Genomic DNA, 19,686 nt, shown 5'->3' with positions numbered 1-19,686 from the left:
CGGCAAGCCCCGGGCGCCGCGCTTCCGCTCTCAGCGGTCCATCCGGTGCGCCACCACGCCGACGCCGGCCACCGCCAGGGCCAGTCCCGCGCCGATCAGCGGCAGGTGGCCGTAGCCGAGCCCTGCCGTGATGGCGACGCCGCCGATCCAGGCGCCGAGCGCGTTGCCGAGGTTGAAGGCGCCCTGGTTGACCGTCGAGGCGAGGTTGCGGGCGCCGTCGGCCGCGGTGAGCACCCGCAGCTGCAACGGCGCCACCAGGGCGAAGGCGAGGATGCCCCACAGGCCGATCAGCGCGGTGGCGGGCATCAGGGCGGCGCTCGCCGGCACGAGCGCCAGCAGCACCGCGACGAGGGCCAGCGCCAGCCCGATCACCGAGGGCATCTGGCGCCAGTCGCCGAGGCGGCCGCCGAGCACGTTGCCGACCGTCAGCCCGACGCCGAACAGCAGCAGCACGCCGGTGATCGCCGAGGGCGTCGCCCCGGCGGTGGCCGCGAGCAGCGGCGCCACGTAGGTGAAGACGCTGAACAGGCTCGCGGAGGCCAGCACACTGAGCAGCATGGCGAGCACCACCTGGGGCCGGCGCAGCACCCGCATCTCCGACAGGAGGTTGCCGGATTCGGAGGGCAGGTAACGCGGCAGCCAGGCGACGAGGGCGGCGGCCGCCACGAAGCCGATCCCGACCACGGCCCAGAACGTCGCCCGCCAGCCGAGCGCGTGGCCGAGCGCGGTGCCGAACGGCACGCCAAGCACGTTGGCCAGCGTGAGCCCGGTGAACATGATGGCGATGGCGCTCGCCTTGCGGTGCGGGGGCACCAGGTCCGCCGCCACCACCGAGCCGAGGCCGAAGAAGGCGCCGTGGCAAAGCGCCGTGACGATGCGGGCGAGCATCAGGAGGCGGTAATCGGGGCTCAAGGCGCAGAGCGCGTTGCCGAGGATGAACAGGCCGACCAGCACCAGGAGCGCCCGCCGCCGGTCGAGGCGCGACAGCAGCACCGCCACCACCGGCGAGCCGAAGGTGACGCTGAGCGCGTAGCCGGTCACGAGCAGGCCGGCCGTCGGGATGCTGACCCTGAGATCGGTCGCCATCTCGGGCAGGAGCCCCATGATGACGAACTCGGTCGTGCCGATGCCGAAGGAGGCCGCCGCCAGCGCCAGGAGCGCCAGGGACGCGGACCGCCCGGTCGCGGCGGCGCCGGCGCCGGCGCCGTGTTCGAGAGTGTGCTGCATCGCCGTCCTCAGTGCTGCATTGCAGCATAAGACGGAAGGGGGCTGCGGGTTCAGCCCCGGTGTCGCATGGCTGGGCTGCGGGCGGCTTGGTCGGCCTGCCGGCGGCTTGGTCGGCCTGCCGGCGGCTTGGTCGGCCTGCCGGCGGCTTGGTCGATCCATCGGGAAGGGTTCAGCCTCGCCCCGTGAGCTGGAGATTTTCGTGACGCTGCCCTTCCTTGGACGGGTGCGGCATCGGCGGACGGAGAGCCGGGAAGGGGGGTCGGCTTACGGTCGACAGCGGCGCGGCCCCGGGACTGACGGCGCGGGTGCGAACCCTGCCGGTCCAGGCCAAGCGCTCCCTCACCGCAGGGCGGCCCGCGGCCCGGTGCCCGCCGGCAGGGCCGCCAGGGCAGCGCGGATCGCCGCCTCGGTCAGGATCTGCGGCAGCACCGCGACGCCGCCGCGGCCGTCATACAGCAGGTAGAGCGGCACGCCCGAGCGGCCGTTGGCCTCCAGCACCCGGGTGATCTCGGGGTTCTGGTTGGTCCAGTCGCCGGTGAGCTGCGCGACGTCGTGCGCCTTGAAGGCATCGCGCACCGAAGCCGCCCGCAAGGTCGCGCGGTCATTGACCTGGCAGGTGATGCACCACGCCGCCGTCATGTTGACGAAGACCGGCCGGCGCGCGGCGAGCAGGGCGTCGAGCCGGGCTTGGCTGAACGGCTCGATTCCGTCGGCGGAGGCCACGCTGACGGGGCCGGCGCGGTCGCGGTCGAGCACCGCCAGGAGTCCGGCAAGGCCCAGCAGGGCGAGAAGAGCCGCGACCTGCCCGACGCGCCGGAACAGCGTCCCGGCCGTCCGCCCGCGCTCCAGGATCCAGGCGAAGAACGCCACCAGCACCAGGCCGGTGAGCCCGGCCATCAGCCCGGTCGGCCCGGCCTGCTGGCTCAGCACCCAGACCAGCCACGCCACCGTGAGGTAGAGCGGGAAGGCGAGGACGCCCTTCAGGGTCTCCATCCAGGCGCCGGGCCGCGGCAGGCGGCGAAGCAGGGCCGGCCAGGCCGCCAGCAGGGCGAAGGGCAGGGCGAGGCCGAGGCCGAGCGCGGCAAAGACCGTGAGGGCGACCGGAGCCCCCTGGGTCAGCCCGTAGCCGATGGCAGCCCCCATGAACGGCGCGGTGCAGGGCGTGGCGACGAGTGTGGCGAGAACGCCGGTGAAGAACGAGCCCTCGAGCCCGGCACGCCGGGTCAGCCCGTCGCCCAAGCCGGCCGCCCGGCCACCGAGATGCCACACGCCCGACAGGCTGAGGCCCATGGCGAACAGCCCATAAGCGAGGCCCGCCACCACCAGGGGCGATTGCAGCTGGAAGCCCCAGCCGATCTGCGCCCCACCGGCCCGGAGCGCGATCAACAGACCGGCGAGGCTCAGGAACGTCGCCAGCACCCCGGCCGCGTAGGCAAGCCCGTGCAGCCGCACCCGGCCCGGGCTCTCGCCGGAATGGCGCACCAGGCTCAGCACCTTGATCGACAGGACCGGGAAGACGCAGGGCATCAGGTTGAGCAGGAGCCCGCCCAGGAAGGCGAGCAACGCCGCCTGCCACAGGCCCTCGGCCTCCGGAACGGGAGCGGGCGGGACGGGAGCGGAGACCGGGGCACTCGCGGCCGGTGCCGCGGCTGGCGTCGCCTCGCCGAGAGCGTAGGCGCGGCGCACCGGACCCGACCCGGTGTCTTCGGTGAGGGTCAGGACGCCGTCGGCGCGGGGAGCGGGGGCATCGGCGGCGGCCTGGCTGCTGCGTTGCAGCCGCAGGTGCAGGCCGGTCGCATCGCCGGTCGCGGTTTGCGCGGCGGCGTGCTCCAGGGCGGTCTCGGAGTAGGGGAAGAACGCGACGTCGCGGGCCTTCAGCCCCGGCGCCTCGATGTCGAGCACCGGGGTTCCGCCGTCCTGGCGCATCCGCACCGGCCATGGCGCCGGCATCGGCAGGCGCTCGCGCGCTTGCGCGAACAGAGCTGCCGCGCGGGGATCGGGCCGCGGGCTTGTGCCGGCGGGCGCCACCGGCAGGCTCGCCGAGAGCAGGGCCTCGCCGGGCACGCATTCGCGCTCGCAAACGAGATAGGAAACCTTGGCCTTGAGGGCGACGGGGCCTGCCCCGAGCGTGTCGGGCACGGCGATCGGCACCGCCAGCAGCACCTCGCCCTCGTAGCCGAAATTCATCAGGTCGGCGACCGGGATCCGCTCCGGTGCCGGCCACGCGACCGCCCCGGCGGAGAACCCCGCCGGCAGCGTCCAGGCGATCTCCGGCGGCAGGCCGGAATCGCCCGGATTGCGCCAATAGACATGCCAGCCCGGCTTCATCGTCAGCCGCACCCCGGCGGTGAGCGTGGCGCCCGGGGCGACGGCGCTCTCCTCGGTCACCAGCTCGGCCCGGACGAGATCGGCGTATTTCGACGGCCGCGGCGCCTGCGCCCCGGCGGGGCCGAGCGAGGAACCGAGGATCCAGGATCCGAGGACGACGAGCAGGCGGGCGAGGCGGCGAGGGGACATGGCTTCCGGGTTACCCGGACTCTGCGGCGCTGGCGAGGCCGTCGGCATCGCGTTCGCGTGAGGCGCGGGGCGTCAGGGCGTTGAGGGACGCCACGGCGGCGGGTCGAGGGCGCTTGCGAGCGCGTCGAGGAAGCGCCGGGTGCGGGCGGCGCGGGCCTGGCGCCGGGCGCCGAGGAGCGCGGTCACGGGGGCGTCCGGCAGGGCGTAGCCGGGCAGGAGCCGGACCAGGCGCCCGGCCCGCAGGTCGCCGGCGACGTCCCATTCCGAGCGCAGGATGAGGCCGCGCCCGGCGAGCGCCCAGCCGCGCACGACCTCGCCGTCGTTGCTCGACAGGCGCGGCTCGATCCGCACCCGGTCCTCGGTGCCGTCCTGTCGGAACCGCCACAGGGTCACGTCCTCGTCGTTCTCCCGCAGGGCGATGCAGGCATGCGCCCGCAGGTCGCCGGGGCACGCCGGGTGGCCGTGAGCGGCGAGGTAGGACGGGCTCGCGCAGAGGAGCCGGTCGTTCGGGGCGAGGCGGCGGGCGATCAGGCCGGGTGCCGCGTGAGCGATCGGGCCGACATGGATCGCGAGGTCGAAGGCCGCCTCCGGCACGCCGCCGATCCGGTCGGACAGCCTCAGGTCGATCGCGACCTCCGGATGCGCGGCCTGGAACGAACCGGCGACCGGGGCGACATAAGCCCGTCCGAAGCCGAGCGGCGCGACGATCCGCAGATGCCCGACCACCTGCCCGCGCCGGGCGGCGAGCGCCTCGTCGAGGTCGCCGAGGGAGCCGAGGATCGCCCGGCCGCGCTCGGCAACCAGTTCGCCCTCGTCGGTGAGCGAGAGATGGCGCCCGGTCCGGTCGACGAGATGCACGCCGAGCCGCTCCTCGAGGGCGCGCAGGCGCTGGGTCACCGCCGGAGGCGACACGTCGAGGGCGCGGGACGCCGCCGCCAGGGAGGGCGCCTCGGCGATGGCGAGGAAGAAGCGGAGGTCGTCGGGGCCGAGCATGAAGAGCGAGCTTAATGCAGGAGGCAGACGGCGTTAATGGCGGGCCGCGCCCGTCCCGTGCTTCCTGCGGGCCGGAATCGTCGCGACGGGAGGATGGACGCGATCATGGTCGAGCCGCTCGACACCCTGCCGACCCCCTGCCTGCTCCTCGACGAGGCGCGCCTGCGTGCCAATGCCGAGCGGATGCGCGCCCATCTCGCCGGCCTCGGCGTGACCTTGCGGCCTCATCTCAAGACGGCGAAGTCCCTGGAGGTCGGCCGCATCGCCATGGCGTCGCCCACGGGGCCGGCGACCGTCTCGACCCTGCGGGAAGCCGAGTTCTTCGCCGCCGGCGGCGTGCGCGACTTGATCTACGGCGTCGGCATCGCCCCGACGAAGCTGCCCCGGGTCGCGGCGATCCGCGCCGGGGGCACTGACCTCGCAATCGTCCTCGACAGCCTGGAGCAGGCGGAAGCGGTGGGATTCCACGCCCGCGCGAGCGGCGACCCGGTGCCGGTGCTGATCGAGGTCGATGCCGACGGCCACCGCTCCGGCGTCGCGCCCGATGACGGCGACACCCTGGTGGCGATCGGCCGCGCGCTCACGGAGGGCGGCGCGGAATTGCGCGGCGTGATGCTGCATGCCGGCGACAGCTACGGCTTGCGCGATCCCGAGGCGCTCGCGGCGGCGGCGGAGCACGAGCGGCTCGCCGCGGTGACGGCGGCGGGTGCCCTTCGGGCGGCGGGTTTGCCCTGCCCGGTGGTCAGTGTCGGCTCGACCCCGACCGCGCGCTTCGCCCGCGACCTCACCGGCATCACCGAGGTCCGGGCCGGTGTCTACATGCTCGGCGACCTGTTCCAGGCCGGCGTCGGCTCGGTCGCGGTCGGGGACATCGCCGTGTCGGTGCTCGCGACCGTGATCGGCCACCAGCGGGCGAAGGGCTGGATCATCGTCGATGCCGGCTGGATGGCCCTGTCGCGCGACCGCGGCACCGCGCGCCAGGCGGTCGACCAGGGCTACGGCCTCGTCTGCGACCTTGCCGGCCGGCCCTATCCGGACCTCCTGGTGACGGACGCCAACCAGGAGCACGGCATCGTCGCCGTGAGGGCAGGTTCGGATGCCGTCCTGCCGGACCTGGCGATCGGCGCGCAGATCCGCATCCTGCCGAACCATGCCTGCGCCACCGGCGCGCAGCACGACCGCTACCACGTCCTCGACGGCGAGAACCGCGTGACGGCGGTGTGGCCGCGGATCAACGGGTGGTAGACACCATCGCCGCCCCGGTCAGCCCGCATCCTCCGGCTCGGGGCCGCGGGTCGGATCGAGGGGCTTGCCGTCCCGTCCCTTCTCGCCCTGGTCCTTGTCGCCCTTGGCCACGCTCCGCTCCGGCGGCTTGAGCGCCACGCTCTGGCCGGTCCGGGCGGACTCATAGATCGCCTCCATCAGGATCTGGTCCTGCAGGCCCTCCTCGCCCGGGGTGCGGGGGATGCGGTTCTCCAGGATGCAGGTCGCCATGTGATCGATCTCGAGGGCGAACTGGTTCTTCTCCCCCAGCACGCGCTCCTCGCGCGCCTCGGCCTTGCCCTCGCGGTGGCTCAGGAACAGGCGCTGGCCCTGATACGCGAAGGCGTTCTGGAGCTGGATCGCGCCGCCCTCGGCCTGCACGGTGAGCGAGCGCGTCTCGTGCGCGCCGTAGCTGGTGGAGCAGAGGGCCAGCGCGCCGGAGGGAAACCGCAGGGTGAAGGCCACCGTCTCCTCGACCTCGCGGTAGAGCGGATCGTCCGGCGACTGGATCTGCGCCTGGACCGAGACCGGCTCCTCGCCCATCAGCGCCCGCACGCCGTTGAGGCAGTAGAGCCCGATATCCGGCAGCGCGCCGCCGCCGGCGAGCGCCTTCTTCATGCGCCACTGCTCGGGCAGGCTCATGGTCTGGGTGTTGGTCGCCTCGATCAGCTTGACCTTGCCGTACTTCCCACCCCGCGCCAGCCGCACGACCTCGCGGTTGTAGGGCTCGTACTGGCAGCGATAGGCGATCATCAGCTTGACCTTCGCGGCCGCGCAGGCGTCGATCATCGCCCGCGCCTCGCCGGACGAGACCGCCATCGGCTTCTCGCACAGCACGTGCTTGCCGGCGCCCGCCGCAGCGATCACCTGGTCGCGGTGCAGGGCGTTCGGGGTCACGATGTAGACCGCCTTCACCTCCGGATTGCGGGCGAGCGCATCCCAGCCGTCATAGCCGTGGACCGCCTCCGGCTTGATCCCGTACTGCGCCGCCACCGCCTTAGCCTTGTCGGGCGAGCCCGACATCAGCGCCACGGGCCGCGCCTTGCGGCACTCGCCGAAGGCGGGAAGGATCTCCTCGAGCGAGAGCCGGCCGAGACCCACGATGGCGAAGCCGACGCGCTCACCGGGCGGCAGCGGCGCCGGCGGGGGCGGGGAAGGACGGTCCGACGGACCGCGCCAGTTCGGAAACGACACGCGCCCGTCCTCGACCTTGCCGGTATCGACCGGGCGCTGGGGGCCGGGGACCCCTTGCGCCGACGCGCTGCCGATCCCCACCAGGGTGGCGCCGCCGGCCATCATCAGGCTGCGGCGCGAGAGGGCGGTGACGTCGTCCGGCATCGGCTGACCATCCGGGTTGAGGGAGGGAGCCTGCGCAACGTGTCGGGGGTGGCGGGGTTCCGATGGTGCAGGCGGTCCGCCCGGCGGGATGGTGGACCGAAGCCTTAAACAATTGAAAGGCCGACCCTGATGGGCCGGCCCTCCTTGAAGCTCACCCTGACGGACGGCTTACTCGCCCGCCATCATCTCCGGCGAGAAGTGCCCGCACCAATCCTGGGCCGAGACCACCGGCCACAGGCCGTGGCCCTGCGGCTCCGGCTGGCTCACCGGCGGGTTGAAGCGGCACAGGCCCTCTTCTCCCTGCGCGGCGGCACCATTGACCTTGTGGTCGTCGTAGTAGCGGCAGCTGTGGCAGTTCGCGGACGGGGTGGTCGCCATGTCGTGCCTCCTTGCGAATTAGAAGAACTCCAATCGGGCAGACAACGATGGGGCACGGGGCGGGTTCCCGACGGGCGCAGCCCGGTGCCCTCGCCCCCGATGCGGCTTTCGACCACGGGGATGCGTCGCCTTCCGCCTTGAACGAAGCAGGAACAGAGCCCAGGTTGCGGCCATGGACGATGCCCTGAAGAAGAAGCTGACGATCCTCGCCGATGCGGCGAAGTACGATGCCTCCTGCGCCTCGTCCGGGGCGCCGAAGCGCAAGGCCGAGGCCGGCGGGCTCGGCTCGACCACCGGGGCCGGCATCTGCCACGCCTATACGCCGGACGGGCGCTGCGTCTCGCTGCTCAAGATCCTGCTCACCAATTACTGTTTGTTCGACTGTGCCTATTGCGTCAACCGGCGCTCGTCGAACGTGCGCCGGGCCCGGTTCTCGGTCGACGAGGTGGTGACGCTGACGGTCGAGTTCTACAAGCGCAACTACATCGAGGGGCTGTTCCTCTCCTCCGGGATCATCCGCTCGCCCGACCACACGATGGAGCAGCTGATCCGGGTGGCCAAGACCCTGCGGCAGCGCCACGGCTTTCGCGGCTACATCCACCTGAAGACCATCCCCGAGGCGAGCCCGTGGCTGATCGAGCAGGCCGGGCTCTACGCCGACCGGCTGTCGATCAACCTCGAATTGCCGACCGAGGCGAGCCTGGAGCGCCTGGCGCCGGAGAAGGACGGCGCCGCGATCCAGACCGCGATGGGCCAGATGGGCGAGCGCATCCTGCAGGCCAAGGAGGAGAAGCGCCGCTTCGCCCCCGCCGGGCAATCGACGCAGGTGATCGTCGGGGCGGATGCCAGCACCGACGAATCGCTGATCCGGACCAGCGCCCGCCTGTACGACCATTACGGCCTCAAGCGGATCTACTACTCGGCGTTCAGCCCGATCCCCGACGCGGCCTCGATCCTGCCGAGCAAATCCCCGCCGCTCCAGCGCGAGCACCGGCTGTACCAGGCCGACTGGCTGATGCGGTACTACGAGTTCTCGCCCGACGACGTGGCGGGGGCGACCGAATCCGGCATGCTCGCCCTCGACGTCGACCCGAAGCTCGCCTGGGCGCTGCGCAACCGCGACAAGTTCCCGGTCGACGTCAACAAGGCCGACCGCGAGATGCTGTTGCGGGTGCCGGGTCTCGGCGTGCGGGCGGTCGACAAGATCGTGGCGGCGCGCCGGCATGCCACCTTGCGGCTCGACGATGTGGCGCGGCTGACCTCGGGGCTGAAGCGCGCCCGGCCGTTCCTGATCGCGGCCGACTACGCGCCGGTGCGGCTCACCGACCGGCTCGACCTGCGCGCCCGCCTCGCCGAGCCGCCGCGCCAGCTGAGCCTGTTCTGATGACGGGTCGCACCATCCGCCTGCGGCCGGGCGCCGATCTCGACGGATTTCGCGCGGCGGTCCGGCGGCTGGTCCATGACGGCGTGGCGCCGGACGCGGTGACCTGGATCGCCGGGGAGGCGCAGTCGCTGTTTCCCGAGGACGGGCCGGAGGCCGGACCGGCACCGGCCCTCGCGCTGCCGCGGGCGGTGGCCGCCCTCATCCCCGCCGTCGTCATGCACCGCGACCCCGAGCGCTACGGCCTCCTCCACCGGCTGGTCCGGCGGGTCGCGGACGGCGAGCGCCACATCGCCGAGGTCGCCAGCGACCCGCTGGTCCATCGCCTGCACCTGATGCGCAAGGCGATCGGTCGCGACCTGCACAAGATGCACGCCTTCCTGCGCTTCCGCCGGGCCGGCACGGGGGAGGGAGGGCGCGAGCGGTTCGCCGCCTGGTTCGAGCCCGAGCACCACATCCTGGCGGAAGCGGCGCCGTTCTTCTCCGCCCGCTTCCCGTCCTTCGACTGGTCGATCCTGACGCCGGACGGCTCGGCGCATTGGGATGGGCGCGCCCTGTCGTTCGGCCCGCCGGGGCGGCGCGAGGACGTGCCCGAGCAGGACGCCTTCGAGGCTGGCTGGACCGACTATTATTCCAGCACCTTCAACCCCGCCCGCACCAACCTCGCGGCGATGCGGGCGGAGATGCCGAAGAAGTACTGGCACAACATGCCCGAGACCGCGGCGATCCCCGGGCTCGTGCGCGCGGCCGGGCAACGGGTCGGCGCGATGATCGAGCGTGCCCCGGAGGCACCGGCGAAGCGGGTGCCGGCCCGGGCGCTCGCCGCCATGGCGGCGCAGGAGCCCGCCTCGCTGGAGGCGCTGAACGCGGTGATCCGCGCCTCCGAGCCGCTGGTGCCCGGAGCGACGCAGGCGGTACTTGGAGAAGGGCCACTGGGGGCCGCCATCGCCTTCGTCGGCGAGCAGCCGGGCGATCAGGAGGACCTGCAGGGGCGGCCCTTCGTCGGCCCGGCGGGCCAGCTGCTGGCGCGGGCCCTGCGGGAGGCGGGGATCGACCGCGATCGGTCCTACCTCACCAATGCGGTCAAGCACTTCAAGTTCGAGATGCGGGGCAAGCGGCGCCTGCACCAATCGCCGACCGCCGGCGAGGTCGCGCATTACCGCTGGTGGCTCGACCGCGAGCTCGCCTTCGTGGCCCCGCGCCTCGTCGTGGCGCTCGGCGCCACCGCGGTCCTGGCCCTGTCCGGCCGCCAGATCCCGATCACCCGCGCCCGTGGGCCGGCGGCCTTCGCGGGCAAGCCGTTCGACGGCTTCATCACCGTCCACCCGTCCTACCTGCTGCGCCTGCCCGATGCGGCGCGGCCGGAGGCCTACGAGGCCTTCGTCGGCGACCTGCGGCGCGCCGCGCTCCTGGCGGCCGAGCCCGCCGGTGCCGTCGGATAGACCCCGAAACCGCGTCCCGACGGGGCCCTTCGGAAACCAAGCCCGTCCTGCCGAGTTTGTCGCGAGACAAAAACCGGGACCTGAGGACCATGAGGCTGATCGTGTCCGCCCTCGCGGCGGGAATCTGTCTGGGCGCCGCCGCGCCCGCCATCGCCAGGACCGCCGCCAAGGCGCCGGACCGCTTCGACGGCACCTGGAGCGTCGAGGTCATCACCGAGAGCGGCTCCTGCGACCGCGCCTATCGCTACGGCGTGATCATCCAGAACGGCCAGGCCCGCTACGCCGGCGGCGGCGATTTCACCGTCTCCGGGCGGGTGCAGCCGAGCGGCGCCGTGAGGGCGACGATCAGCCGGGGCGACGCCGCCGCCCAGGTGGTCGGCCGCCTCGGCACCGAGGGCAGCGGCAACGGCACCTGGACCACCTCCGGCTCCACCTCCTGCAAGGGCCGCTGGAACGCCGAGCGCCGCGGCTGACGTGGAAGCGCCGCGGCTGACCTGGAAGCGCCGCGGCTGACGCAGGCGTCGCGGACGGCCCGAGCGTCGCCGGGCGGCCGGATCGGCCGATGACGCTTTGCAGCCGTAACACAGGGCGCGAAAATCGCGCCCGTTCCAGGTTTCGCCCAAGATCCGCCCTTGATCGGCATGAGGCTTGCCGGGATAGAGGCGTTTGATTCGGCCGAGGCCCGGATGATGAAAGCTCTGCTGTACAGCGCGATCTGCACCCTCGCGGCAATGGAACTGGCCGCCGCGGCCCACCCGGCCGTGGCCGCTCCGTCCCGTGCCGAGCACCGGCGCGCGGTGCTTGTTCCCCTGGAACAGGCCGCGACCGATTGTTTCGCGGAGACCATCGGCAACAACCCGGCGGCCCTCGCCCATGCCCGGGCCGGCCGCTGGTACGAGGCCGCCGGCGTCATCGGCTTCCTGTGCCGGCCCGAGGTCGACGCGATGACCAAGGCCCGCGACCACCTCGACGGCCGTGGCGCCGGCGGCCGCTACTTCACGGGCCCCTACGCGCGCCATCTCGGCCAGGAACTCGCCCGGCGGCTGGAGCCGCTGCTGACGACCAAGGCCTTCGCCAATGCGGAGCCGCGGCCGGACAGCGAGACGCCGGCGGCGGTGTCGGCCGAGGAGCCGTGACCGGGACCTGGCGACGGGATCGCGGATTTTTATGAATTGACCTGTTTCGCGGGGTAATCGTTCCGCGCGGGTCATCTGTGACGCGCGGGCCGACTCTCCTCTCGGCGGAGCAGGCCGGGAGAGGGGCAGCGCGGCGTGGATCCGGCTCGCGCCTTTCAGAACGGTCCCATCGCGTCCGGAACCTTCGACCTGTCTCCCGCCGCGCTTCGAGGGCCCCCTCCGCCGCACAGGGGGGGAGGGGTCGGGTGGAACGCCGCGCATTTCTCCCGTCGCACTTAACCCGCCCGCAAGCCCGACCCGCTATCCAGGATTTTGGCGCGGCGCTTGAACGGAGCGACGGGATGGCGGCCGGGATGTCCCTCGGCGAGGCGGAGGCGGCCGGCGGCGCCGGCACCGCGCTCGCGGTGTTCGGCGTGCGGATCGCCGCGGCGGCCTGCGCCTTCGTCGCCCAGGTGCTGATGGCGCGCCTGATGGGCGGCGAGGAATACGGGATCTTCGCCACGGTCTGGGTCTGGACCGCGCTCCTCGGCCATGCCTCGACCTGGGGCCTGTCGCAGGCCGCCTGCCGCTTCCTGCCGACCTACCGGGCGCAAGGGGCGGCTGGGCCGGCGCGCGGATTCCTCGCCTTCGGCGCGGTCTTCTCCCTCGCGGCCGGCGCCGTCCTGGCGGGACTGGGTGCCGCCCTCGTCTGGCTCGTGCCCGGCCTCGTCGGGCCGGCCTATGCCGCCCCGCTGCTCGTGGCGGCACTGGTGCTGCCGCTCTTCGCCCTCCAGGATTTCTGCGAGGGCGTGGCGCGCGGCCGCCACTGGACGCTGCTCGCCGTCGCGCCTCCCTACCTGCTGCGCCAGAGCCTCATCATGGCCGCGATGCTGGCGGCGGTCGCCCTCGGGGCACCGGCCGAGGCCGCGGTCGCGGTCGCCTGCACGCTCGCCGCCACCGCCCTGTCGCTGGCGCTCCAGGCGGGCCTGCTGCTGCGGCGCCTGAGGTCCGAGCGGCACCCGGACCGGGCGCTCTACCCCTGGCGCGACTGGCTGCGGGCGGCCCTGCCGATGGCGCTGATCGACCTTGCCGGCTCCGGGTTCAACTTCGTCGACGTGCTGATCCTCGGCTTCCTGCTGCCGCCGGCCGAGGTCGGCGCCTATTTCGCGGCGACGCGGCTCCTGCAATTCGTGGTCTTCGTCCAGTACGCCGCCTCCTCGGTGACGGCGCAGCGTTTCGCCGAGGCGCAGGCGCAGGGCGACCGGGCCGGGCTCGAGGCCCTGGTCCGGCGCTGGTCGCGGCTGACGCTCGCCGCCACGCTCGCCACCGGCCTTGCCGTCGTGGCGGCGGGGCCGCTGCTCCTCGGGCTGTTCGGGCCGGATTTCCGCGCCGCCCTGCCGCTGCTGGCCCTCCTGGTCGCCGGGCACGGCCTCGCCGCCGTCTTCGGACCGGCCGAGGACCTGCTGACGATGCTCGGCGCCGAGCGCGCCTGCGCCGCCGTCACGGTCGCGCTCCTGGCGGCGGCGGTGATTCTCACCCTGGCCCTGGTGCCGGTCCTCGGCCTCACCGGGGCGGCGCTCGCGGCCGGCCTCGTCACCGCGGGGCGGGGGGCGGCGCTGGCGCTGCTCGCCCGCCGCCGCCTCGGCCTCCTCACCCCGGCCTTCGCCCGATGAACGCCCACGCGACGATCCCGACCGCGCGCGCCGCGGCCCCGACCTGCACGGTCACCACCCTGGCCGACCTCGCCCGCGAGCCCGCCGCCTGGGATGCGCTGACCGCCCGCTCCGCCGGGTCGAACCCGGACTATTCGCGGCGGGTCATGGCGGCGCATCGCGACCACGGCCTCGTGCCGGCGGATCTGCCCTGCCTCGTCGTGCGGCGCGGCCCGGACCTCCTGGCGCTGCTGCCGTTCCGCCTCGGGCGCGGCCCCCTCGGGCTCGGCCGGATCGCCCGGCCCTTCGCCTCGCCCTATCTCACGGTCACCGCGCCGCTGGTGGGAGCGGGAATCGAGTCCGCCCCGGCGCTGGCGGCCCTCGCTGCCGGGATGCGGACCCTGGGCGTCGCGTGGTGGTGGCCGCTCCTGCCGATGGACGGGGCGGCCGGTCCGGAATTCCTCGCCGCGCTGACCCATGACGGCTGGGGCACGGCGGAGGTCGCCGGGTTCCTGCGCCCGGTCCTCGACCGGCGCCCGAGCCACGATGCGTTCCTGAAGCAGCATCCGCACAAGGGGCGGCTCAAGGACCTGCGCCGCCGCCGGCGGCGGCTCGACGAGGCCGGCGCCGTGACGGTCGAGGCGGTCGGGCCGGACGGGGATCTGGGGCACGCGGTCGACGCCTTCCTGGCCCTCGAGCGGAGCGGCTGGAAGGGACGGGCCGGCACCGCGCTCGCCTGCGACCCGCGGACCGCCGGCCTGGCGCGAGCCCTGTTTAGCGCCGGCGACGGGCCGGTGACCGCCCGGGCCGACCTCCTGCGCCTCGACGGGCGCGTCGTCGCCGCGAGCCTCGCGCTGGTCTGCAACGGCACCGCCACCCTGCTCAAGACCGCCTATGACGAGGATCTGCGCGCCCTCGCCCCCGGCGTGCTGCTCGAGGCCGAGATCGTGCGGGCGCTGCACGAGACCCGCTTCGCCGACAGGCTCGATTCGGCGACGCTGGCGAGCGCGGTGCTCGACGACCTCTATCCCGAGCGCGCCCGGATCGCCGAGATCGTGCTCTCGCCGCCGGAGGGCCCGGCGCCGGACCGCCTCGCGGCGCGGGCGCGGCGGCAGCACGCCGCCAAGGACTGGCTCAAGGCGCGCCTCGCCCGGCTGCGCCGCCGTTGATCTCGGCCTCGGGGGCGGCCTCCGCCTCGCGCCAGCCGACCCGGGCCTCGGGCTTCGCATCGGTGGACGCGAAATAGGGCTTGATGTCGAGGAGCGGCGTGCCGTCGAGGCAGTCGAGCCCGCGCACCCGCAACCGGCCGCCCTCGATGTCCAGAAGCTCCACCACCGAGACCGCGATCGGGTTCGGCCGCGCCGGCGAGCGCAGCGCGAAGGTCCCGCGGGCTCGCGGCGCGTGGCGCGGCTGCTGCACCACCAGGTTCCGCGGCGCCCGGTCCATCCAGTAGAGCACGATCAGGTGGCTGGTGCCGGCGAGGCTGCGCAGCGCCGGGGCGAAACGGGGGTCGACCGCGAGCGTGCAGACCGCGTCCGACTGGCCCGAGTTGCGCGGGCAGTCCGACCGCACGGTCCAGGGCGTGCGCACCTGGCCGATGAAGTAGAGGCCGGCATCGAACGCCTCCGGCAGGTCGGCCGTCTCCTCGCCGGGGCGGGCCCCGAATTCCCCAAATGCCTCGCTCATCGCCGCGCCTCCGTGCCGAAACCCGCGGGATCCGGGTCGCCCCGCGGCAGCGCCCGGTATAGGCTGGCGCACAGGGCAGCAGGGAGACCGATCGCGTGTTCGCCGACGAGCTGAGACCGATGGAGACGGTGGCCGACCCCGAGACGGCGGTCGATCGCCTGGCGGCGCTCCACGCCGCCGCCACCGGGAGCCTGCGGGACGCGCTGACCCGCTTCCTGAGCCACGGCATCGCTCCCGATGCCGCCGAGCGGCTCACCTTCCGCTACCCCGAGCTGCGCCTGACCTACCGGCCGACCGGGCCGCTGCCGCGCATCACCCGCGCCACCGCGAAGTTCCAGGGCCCGGGCGCCTACGCCACCACGCTGACCCAGCCGGCGCATTTCCGCGCCTACCTGCTGGAGCAGCTGCGCCCGCTGGTGCAGGATTACGGCGCCACGATCGAGGTGGGCCTGAGCGCCCAGGAGATCCCGTACCCCTACGTCGTCGAACCCGGGGCGGAACTGGCCCGCGGCGTCACGTCGAGCGACCTGGCGCGCCATTTCCCGACCCCGATGCTGTCGAGCGTCGGCGACGAGATCGCCGACGGGCTCTGGCAGGAGGCCGGGGACGAGGTGCGGCCGCTCGCGCTGTTCGACGGGCCGCGGGTCGATTACTCCCTGCGCCGCCTCGTGCACTATACCGGGGCCGATTGGCGCCAGATCCAGCCCTGGATCCTGCTCACCAACTATCACCGCTACGTCGACCAGTTCGTGCGGGTCGGGCTCAAGGCCCTGGTCGCCGAGCCGGAGCGCTACGCCCGCCTGGTCCTGCCCGGCGGCGTCGCGGTCGAGGCCGGGGAGGCGGCGGGCGCGCAGGCCGACGCGCTGATCGCCGCCTCGCCCTGGCACAAGTTCCAGATGCCGGCCTACCACCTCGTCTCCCGCGACGGACAAGGCACCAGCCTCGTCAATATCGGCGTCGGCCCGTCCAACGCCAAGACGATCACCGACCACCTGGCGGTGCTGCGCCCGCATTGCTGGCTGATGGTCGGCCATTGCGGGGGCCTGCGGCAGTCGCAGACCATCGGCGACTACGTGCTCGCCCACGGCTATCTCCGCCGCGACCGGATCCTCGACGAGCTGGTGCCGCCGGACGTGCCGATCCCGGCGCTCGCGGAAGTCCAGGTGGCGTTGCAGGAGGCCGCCGCCAGCGTCACCGGCGAGCGGGCGGAGGCGCTGAAGCAGCGCCTGCGGACCGGCACGGTCGTGACCTACGACGACCGCAACTGGGAGCTGCGCTGGTCGCAGGAGCGCCGGCGCATCAACCTGTCCCGGGCGATCGGCGTCGACATGGAGAGCGGCACCATCGCGGCGCAGGGCTACCGCCTGCGGGTGCCCTACGGCACGCTGCTCTGCGTCTCCGACAAGCCGCTGCACGGCGAGATCAAGCTGCCGGGGGCCGCCAATGCCTTCTACGAGCGGGCGGTGGGCGAGCACCTCCTGATCGGGCTCGCCACCCTCGACTCGCTGCGGCGCAACCGGCACGGGCTGCACTCGCGCAAGCTGCGCAGCTTCGACGAGCCGCCGTTCCGGTAGCCGCATGCCGCTGCCGATCTCGAACAGCCGCCATGTCGCCGTGGCGGACGGCGCGTCCGAGCGCGTCGTGGCGATCGCCGACCTTGCCGCCTCCCTCGGCGCCGACGCGCTGATCCGCCTGCACGAGGAGGACTTTTCCGGGCTGGCCGAGGTCGGCCGCGACCTCGTCCACTTCAACCTCGAGCGCACGATCAACCGCGTCGGCCTGCGCTACGCGCTGCTGCCGATCCGGCGACCCGGGCGCCGCCGCCCCGGCGGGCCCGAGGAGCTGCCGGTCCTCGACCCGACCCGGTTCCGCACCGGCCTGTGCACCGAGATCCGCCAGGGCGTGGCGGTGGCGGCGGTGCCGCCGGCCCTGTTCGCCGCGTCGCTGCCGACGGTCCGCGACGCGGACACCCTGGCGGCGGCCCTGGTGCGCCGCTACGGCAGCCTGTTCCCGGACCTCGCCCCGGCGGACATCGTGGCGCGAGGCTGCGCGATCACCCGGCTGCGCCTCGACGCGCGCTGACGCCGGCTGCCGTTGCTGCCGAGTCCCGCGCGCCTGCGGTGGATGGATTTCGCGCCAGGTGGGGAATTATATCTCTGTCCGGCGACAGCCCGGGCTGCGCCGGAGGGCGGGCGAGCATTGCGTCAGCAGCCGGCCGTCAATCTCCACTGTTCGTCCCTGACCAGGGGATTTGGCGCCAATGCTTTTACCGGTTCGCAACCAGACATCGGACAGGTTACATCCAGTCGGAGCCGGACGCGAAACTTCATGTTGCAGACCGCCGAAACCCTGGTCGCCCTGCACGATGGTCGGCTCATCGGTCTGTCGCTGCTGATCGGCGTGCTCGCCTCGATCACCGCGATCGACCTGCTCCAGCATGCCCGCCTCACCAGCGGCACCAGCCGAGGGATCTGGCTCTCGGCCGCCGCCGTCGCAGGCGGCTTCGGGCTGTGGGCGAGCCAGGTCATCGCCCAGGCGGCGATCCGGCCGACCGACGTGATGCAGACTTACGGCGATACCCTGCTCCTCGGCCTGATGGTGATGGTGCTTCTGACCGGCACCGGGCTGAGGGCGGCGGTCTCGGCACCGCGCCGGATCGCGCCCTGGCTCGGCGGCGGCCTGATCGGCCTCGGCCTCACGGCCTCCGCCGCGGCGGTGTCGGCGGATCTGTCGGCGGCAGGCGGTCCGGCGTGGCTCGTCGGCCTCAGCCTCGCGGCCCTCGGCGCGATCGGGCTCTGCGGCCTCGCCCTGTTGTTCCTGGAGCTGCGCGAGGGGCCGGTCAGCCGCACTGCCGGGACGGTGCTCCTGTGCTGCGCCGCGATGCTGCCGCACGGCCTCGGGGTCGTCGCGGCCGGCGGCGCCCTGTCGCCCACCGCGATCGACGGCCAGTTCGCCGCGTCCCTGGGATTTGCCAGCCTGACGCTGCTCGTCCTTGCCCTCACGGGCCTGGCCCTCGACGGCCGCGTCCGGCGCCGGCGCGCCGAGCAAGACCTGATGCGCAACCTCGCCGACGCCGCGGTCGAGGGCATCGCGATCTGCCGGGACCGGCGCATCGTCACGGTGAATGCCAGCCTCGCCGAGCTGATCGGCCGGTCGCCGGCCTCCCTGGTCGGCCAACCGGTGAGCGAGATCCTGCCGGAGGCGCTGGTCCGGCGCCTCGATGCCGCGGCGAGCGGCGAGGTCGTCGAGGCGGAGCTCCACGGCGCGAACGGCGAGGCGCTGCCGGTCGACGTCATCCGCCGGCCCCTCGGCAACCAGCCCTGCCACGCCTATGCCGTGCGCGACCTGCGGGCGCGGCGCCAGGCCGAGCGCGACATCCGCTTCCTGGCCCACCACGACACGCTGACCGGCCTGCCGAACCGGGCGAGCTTCCGCGCCCGCCTCGACGAGGAGATCGTCCTGGCGCGGGCGGGCGGGCACCTCGTCGCGGTGCTCTGCCTCGATCTCGACCGGTTCAAGGACGTCAACGACCTCTACGGCCACGCCATGGGCGACGGCCTGCTGCAGGCCCTGGCGCGCTGGGTCGCGCCGGTGCTCGGCCCGCGCCAGGTGATGGCGCGCCTCGGCGGCGACGAGTTCGCGATCCTGATGCCCGACATCGCGACGGCGGAGGAGGCCGGACAGCTCGCCACGGAGATCCTGCGGGTGATCCGGGAGGGCAATGCCCGGGCCGGGACCGGGCCGATCCTGGCGACCAGCATCGGCATCGCGCTGTGCCCGACCGATGCGGAGGACGGCCAGACCCTGCTCAACCACGCCGACGCCGCGCTCTACTGCGCCAAGAACCACGGCCGCGGCGTCCGCCGGTTCTTCGAGCCGATCCTCGCCGCCCAGATCCGCGACCGGCGCGCCGTCGAGCACGACCTGCGCCACGCCGTCGAGCGCGGGGAGTTCAAGGTCGTCTACCAGCCGCAGCTGGCGGTCGACAGCGGCATCGTCGTCGGCTTCGAGGCGCTGCTGCGCTGGCGGCACCCGGAGCGCGGGACGGTGCCGCCCGACCTGTTCATCCCGATCGCCGAGGAGACCGGCAGCATCCTGCCCATCGGCGAGTGGGTGCTGCGCGAGACCTGCCGCGAGGCGGCCACCTGGGAGAAGCCCCTGCGCATCGCCGTCAACGTCTCGGCGGTCCAGCTCCACGCCCCGGGCTTCGCGGAGCTGGTCCACGAGGTCCTGTTCACCACCGGCCTCGCCCCCGCCCGGCTCGAGCTCGAGATCACCGAGACGGCCCTGGTGCGCGACCCGGTCCGGGCCCTGACCGCCCTGCGGCGGGTCAAGGCGATGGGGGTGCGGATCGCGATGGACGATTTCGGCACCGGGTACTCGTCGCTGTCGAACCTGCGCGCCTTCCCGTTCGACAAGATCAAGATCGACCGCTCGTTCATCCGCGCCGTCGACGTCAACCGCGAGACCGCGGCGATCATGCGGGCGGTGCTGGGCCTCGGCCGGGGCCTGGGGCTGCCGGTCCTGGCGGAGGGCGTCGAGACCTCGGCCGAGCTGGCCTTCCTGGGGGCCGAGAACTGCCACGAGGCGCAAGGCTACCTCCTCGGCCGCCCCGGACCGATGGCGCATTTCATCGAGCACACCCGCGAGGCGCCCGACAGGGGGGAAGCGGCGGCGTAAAGGCGGCCGATCCG

16 protein-coding genes are annotated in these 19,686 nt (G+C 73.5%); 10 read left to right on the top strand and 6 right to left on the bottom strand.

Features of this window, described 5'->3' with window-relative positions; genetic code table 11:
• Positions 1–30 precede the first annotated feature (30 nt).
• From FF100_RS14400 to FF100_RS14390, 3 genes are all read right to left on the bottom strand, one after another.
• A complete protein-coding gene (locus tag FF100_RS14400; protein WP_139036381.1) occupies positions 31–1,227 on the bottom strand; it encodes an MFS transporter in 1,197 nt (398 codons plus the stop codon).
• A 339-nt stretch (positions 1,228–1,566) separates the two neighbouring features.
• Complete coding sequence (locus FF100_RS14395) at positions 1,567–3,744, bottom strand: protein-disulfide reductase DsbD family protein (protein ID WP_139036380.1); 2,178 nt, start codon at positions 3,742–3,744, stop codon at positions 1,567–1,569.
• 72 nt (positions 3,745–3,816) lie between these two features.
• Positions 3,817–4,737: a LysR family transcriptional regulator gene (locus FF100_RS14390; RefSeq protein ID WP_139036379.1), complete on the bottom strand. Its 921-nt coding sequence runs from the start codon at positions 4,735–4,737 to the stop codon at positions 3,817–3,819.
• A 93-nt stretch (positions 4,738–4,830) separates the two neighbouring features.
• On the opposite strand from FF100_RS14390, the gene FF100_RS14385 reads away from it, so the two are divergent.
• Entirely contained in the window at positions 4,831–5,982 is a 1,152-nt protein-coding gene (locus FF100_RS14385) for a DSD1 family PLP-dependent enzyme (protein ID WP_171070170.1), read from the top strand.
• Positions 5,983–6,000: 18 nt separating this feature from the next.
• Here FF100_RS14385 and FF100_RS14380 read toward each other — a convergent pair whose 3' ends face one another.
• A complete protein-coding gene (locus FF100_RS14380; protein ID WP_139036378.1) occupies positions 6,001–7,338 on the bottom strand; it encodes a Gfo/Idh/MocA family protein in 1,338 nt (445 codons plus the stop codon).
• A gap of 168 nt (positions 7,339–7,506) precedes the next feature.
• On the bottom strand, positions 7,507–7,716 hold the full coding sequence (locus FF100_RS14375; protein ID WP_139036377.1) for a hypothetical protein: 210 nt from the start codon (positions 7,714–7,716) through the stop codon (positions 7,507–7,509).
• A gap of 172 nt (positions 7,717–7,888) precedes the next feature.
• Here FF100_RS14375 and FF100_RS14370 point away from each other — a divergent pair, with 172 nt between their 5' ends.
• The 6 genes from FF100_RS14370 to FF100_RS14345 all read left to right on the top strand — a co-directional run bounded on the left by FF100_RS14370 (position 7,889) and on the right by FF100_RS14345 (position 14,475).
• Positions 7,889–9,100 (top strand): putative DNA modification/repair radical SAM protein, encoded by a 1,212-nt coding sequence (locus FF100_RS14370; protein ID WP_139036376.1) that lies wholly within the window; start codon positions 7,889–7,891, stop codon positions 9,098–9,100.
• On the top strand, positions 9,100–10,539 hold the full coding sequence (locus tag FF100_RS14365) for a UdgX family uracil-DNA binding protein (protein WP_139036375.1): 1,440 nt from the start codon (positions 9,100–9,102) through the stop codon (positions 10,537–10,539). Before FF100_RS14370 ends, FF100_RS14365 begins: the two co-directional genes overlap by 1 nt.
• A gap of 89 nt (positions 10,540–10,628) precedes the next feature.
• Positions 10,629–11,012 carry a hypothetical protein gene (locus tag FF100_RS14360; protein ID WP_171070169.1) on the top strand — a complete coding sequence of 128 codons (384 nt, stop codon included), beginning with the start codon at positions 10,629–10,631 and terminating at the stop codon, positions 11,010–11,012.
• 216 nt (positions 11,013–11,228) lie between these two features.
• Positions 11,229–11,675 (top strand): hypothetical protein, encoded by a 447-nt coding sequence (locus tag FF100_RS14355; RefSeq protein ID WP_425463313.1) that lies wholly within the window; start codon positions 11,229–11,231, stop codon positions 11,673–11,675.
• A 341-nt stretch (positions 11,676–12,016) separates the two neighbouring features.
• Positions 12,017–13,327 (top strand): lipopolysaccharide biosynthesis protein, encoded by a 1,311-nt coding sequence (locus FF100_RS14350; protein WP_139036373.1) that lies wholly within the window; start codon positions 12,017–12,019, stop codon positions 13,325–13,327.
• Positions 13,324–14,475 carry a GNAT family N-acetyltransferase gene (locus tag FF100_RS14345; RefSeq protein ID WP_139036372.1) on the top strand — a complete coding sequence of 384 codons (1,152 nt, stop codon included), beginning with the start codon at positions 13,324–13,326 and terminating at the stop codon, positions 14,473–14,475. Before FF100_RS14350 ends, FF100_RS14345 begins: the two co-directional genes overlap by 4 nt.
• Here the strand turns inward: FF100_RS14345 and tsaA are convergent.
• Positions 14,441–14,992 (bottom strand): tRNA (N6-threonylcarbamoyladenosine(37)-N6)-methyltransferase TrmO, encoded by a 552-nt coding sequence (gene tsaA, locus FF100_RS14340; RefSeq protein ID WP_139036371.1) that lies wholly within the window; start codon positions 14,990–14,992, stop codon positions 14,441–14,443. The genes FF100_RS14345 and tsaA overlap by 35 nt on opposite strands.
• 95 nt (positions 14,993–15,087) lie before the next feature.
• Here tsaA and FF100_RS14335 point away from each other — a divergent pair, with 95 nt between their 5' ends.
• The 3 genes from FF100_RS14335 (at position 15,088) to FF100_RS14325 (ending at position 19,672) form a co-directional block, all read left to right on the top strand.
• Positions 15,088–16,566 carry an AMP nucleosidase gene (locus tag FF100_RS14335; protein ID WP_139036370.1) on the top strand — a complete coding sequence of 493 codons (1,479 nt, stop codon included), beginning with the start codon at positions 15,088–15,090 and terminating at the stop codon, positions 16,564–16,566.
• Positions 16,567–16,570: 4 nt separating this feature from the next.
• On the top strand, positions 16,571–17,074 hold the full coding sequence (locus tag FF100_RS14330; protein ID WP_139036369.1) for a hypothetical protein: 504 nt from the start codon (positions 16,571–16,573) through the stop codon (positions 17,072–17,074).
• 246 nt (positions 17,075–17,320) lie between these two features.
• Complete coding sequence (locus FF100_RS14325) at positions 17,321–19,672, top strand: putative bifunctional diguanylate cyclase/phosphodiesterase (protein WP_139036368.1); 2,352 nt, start codon at positions 17,321–17,323, stop codon at positions 19,670–19,672.
• Positions 19,673–19,686: the final 14 nt, after the last annotated feature.

This window comes from Methylobacterium terricola (assembly GCF_006151805.1).
Taxonomy (GTDB): domain Bacteria; phylum Pseudomonadota; class Alphaproteobacteria; order Rhizobiales; family Beijerinckiaceae; genus Methylobacterium; species Methylobacterium terricola.
This window is presented reverse-complemented; position numbering and strand designations above follow the sequence as displayed.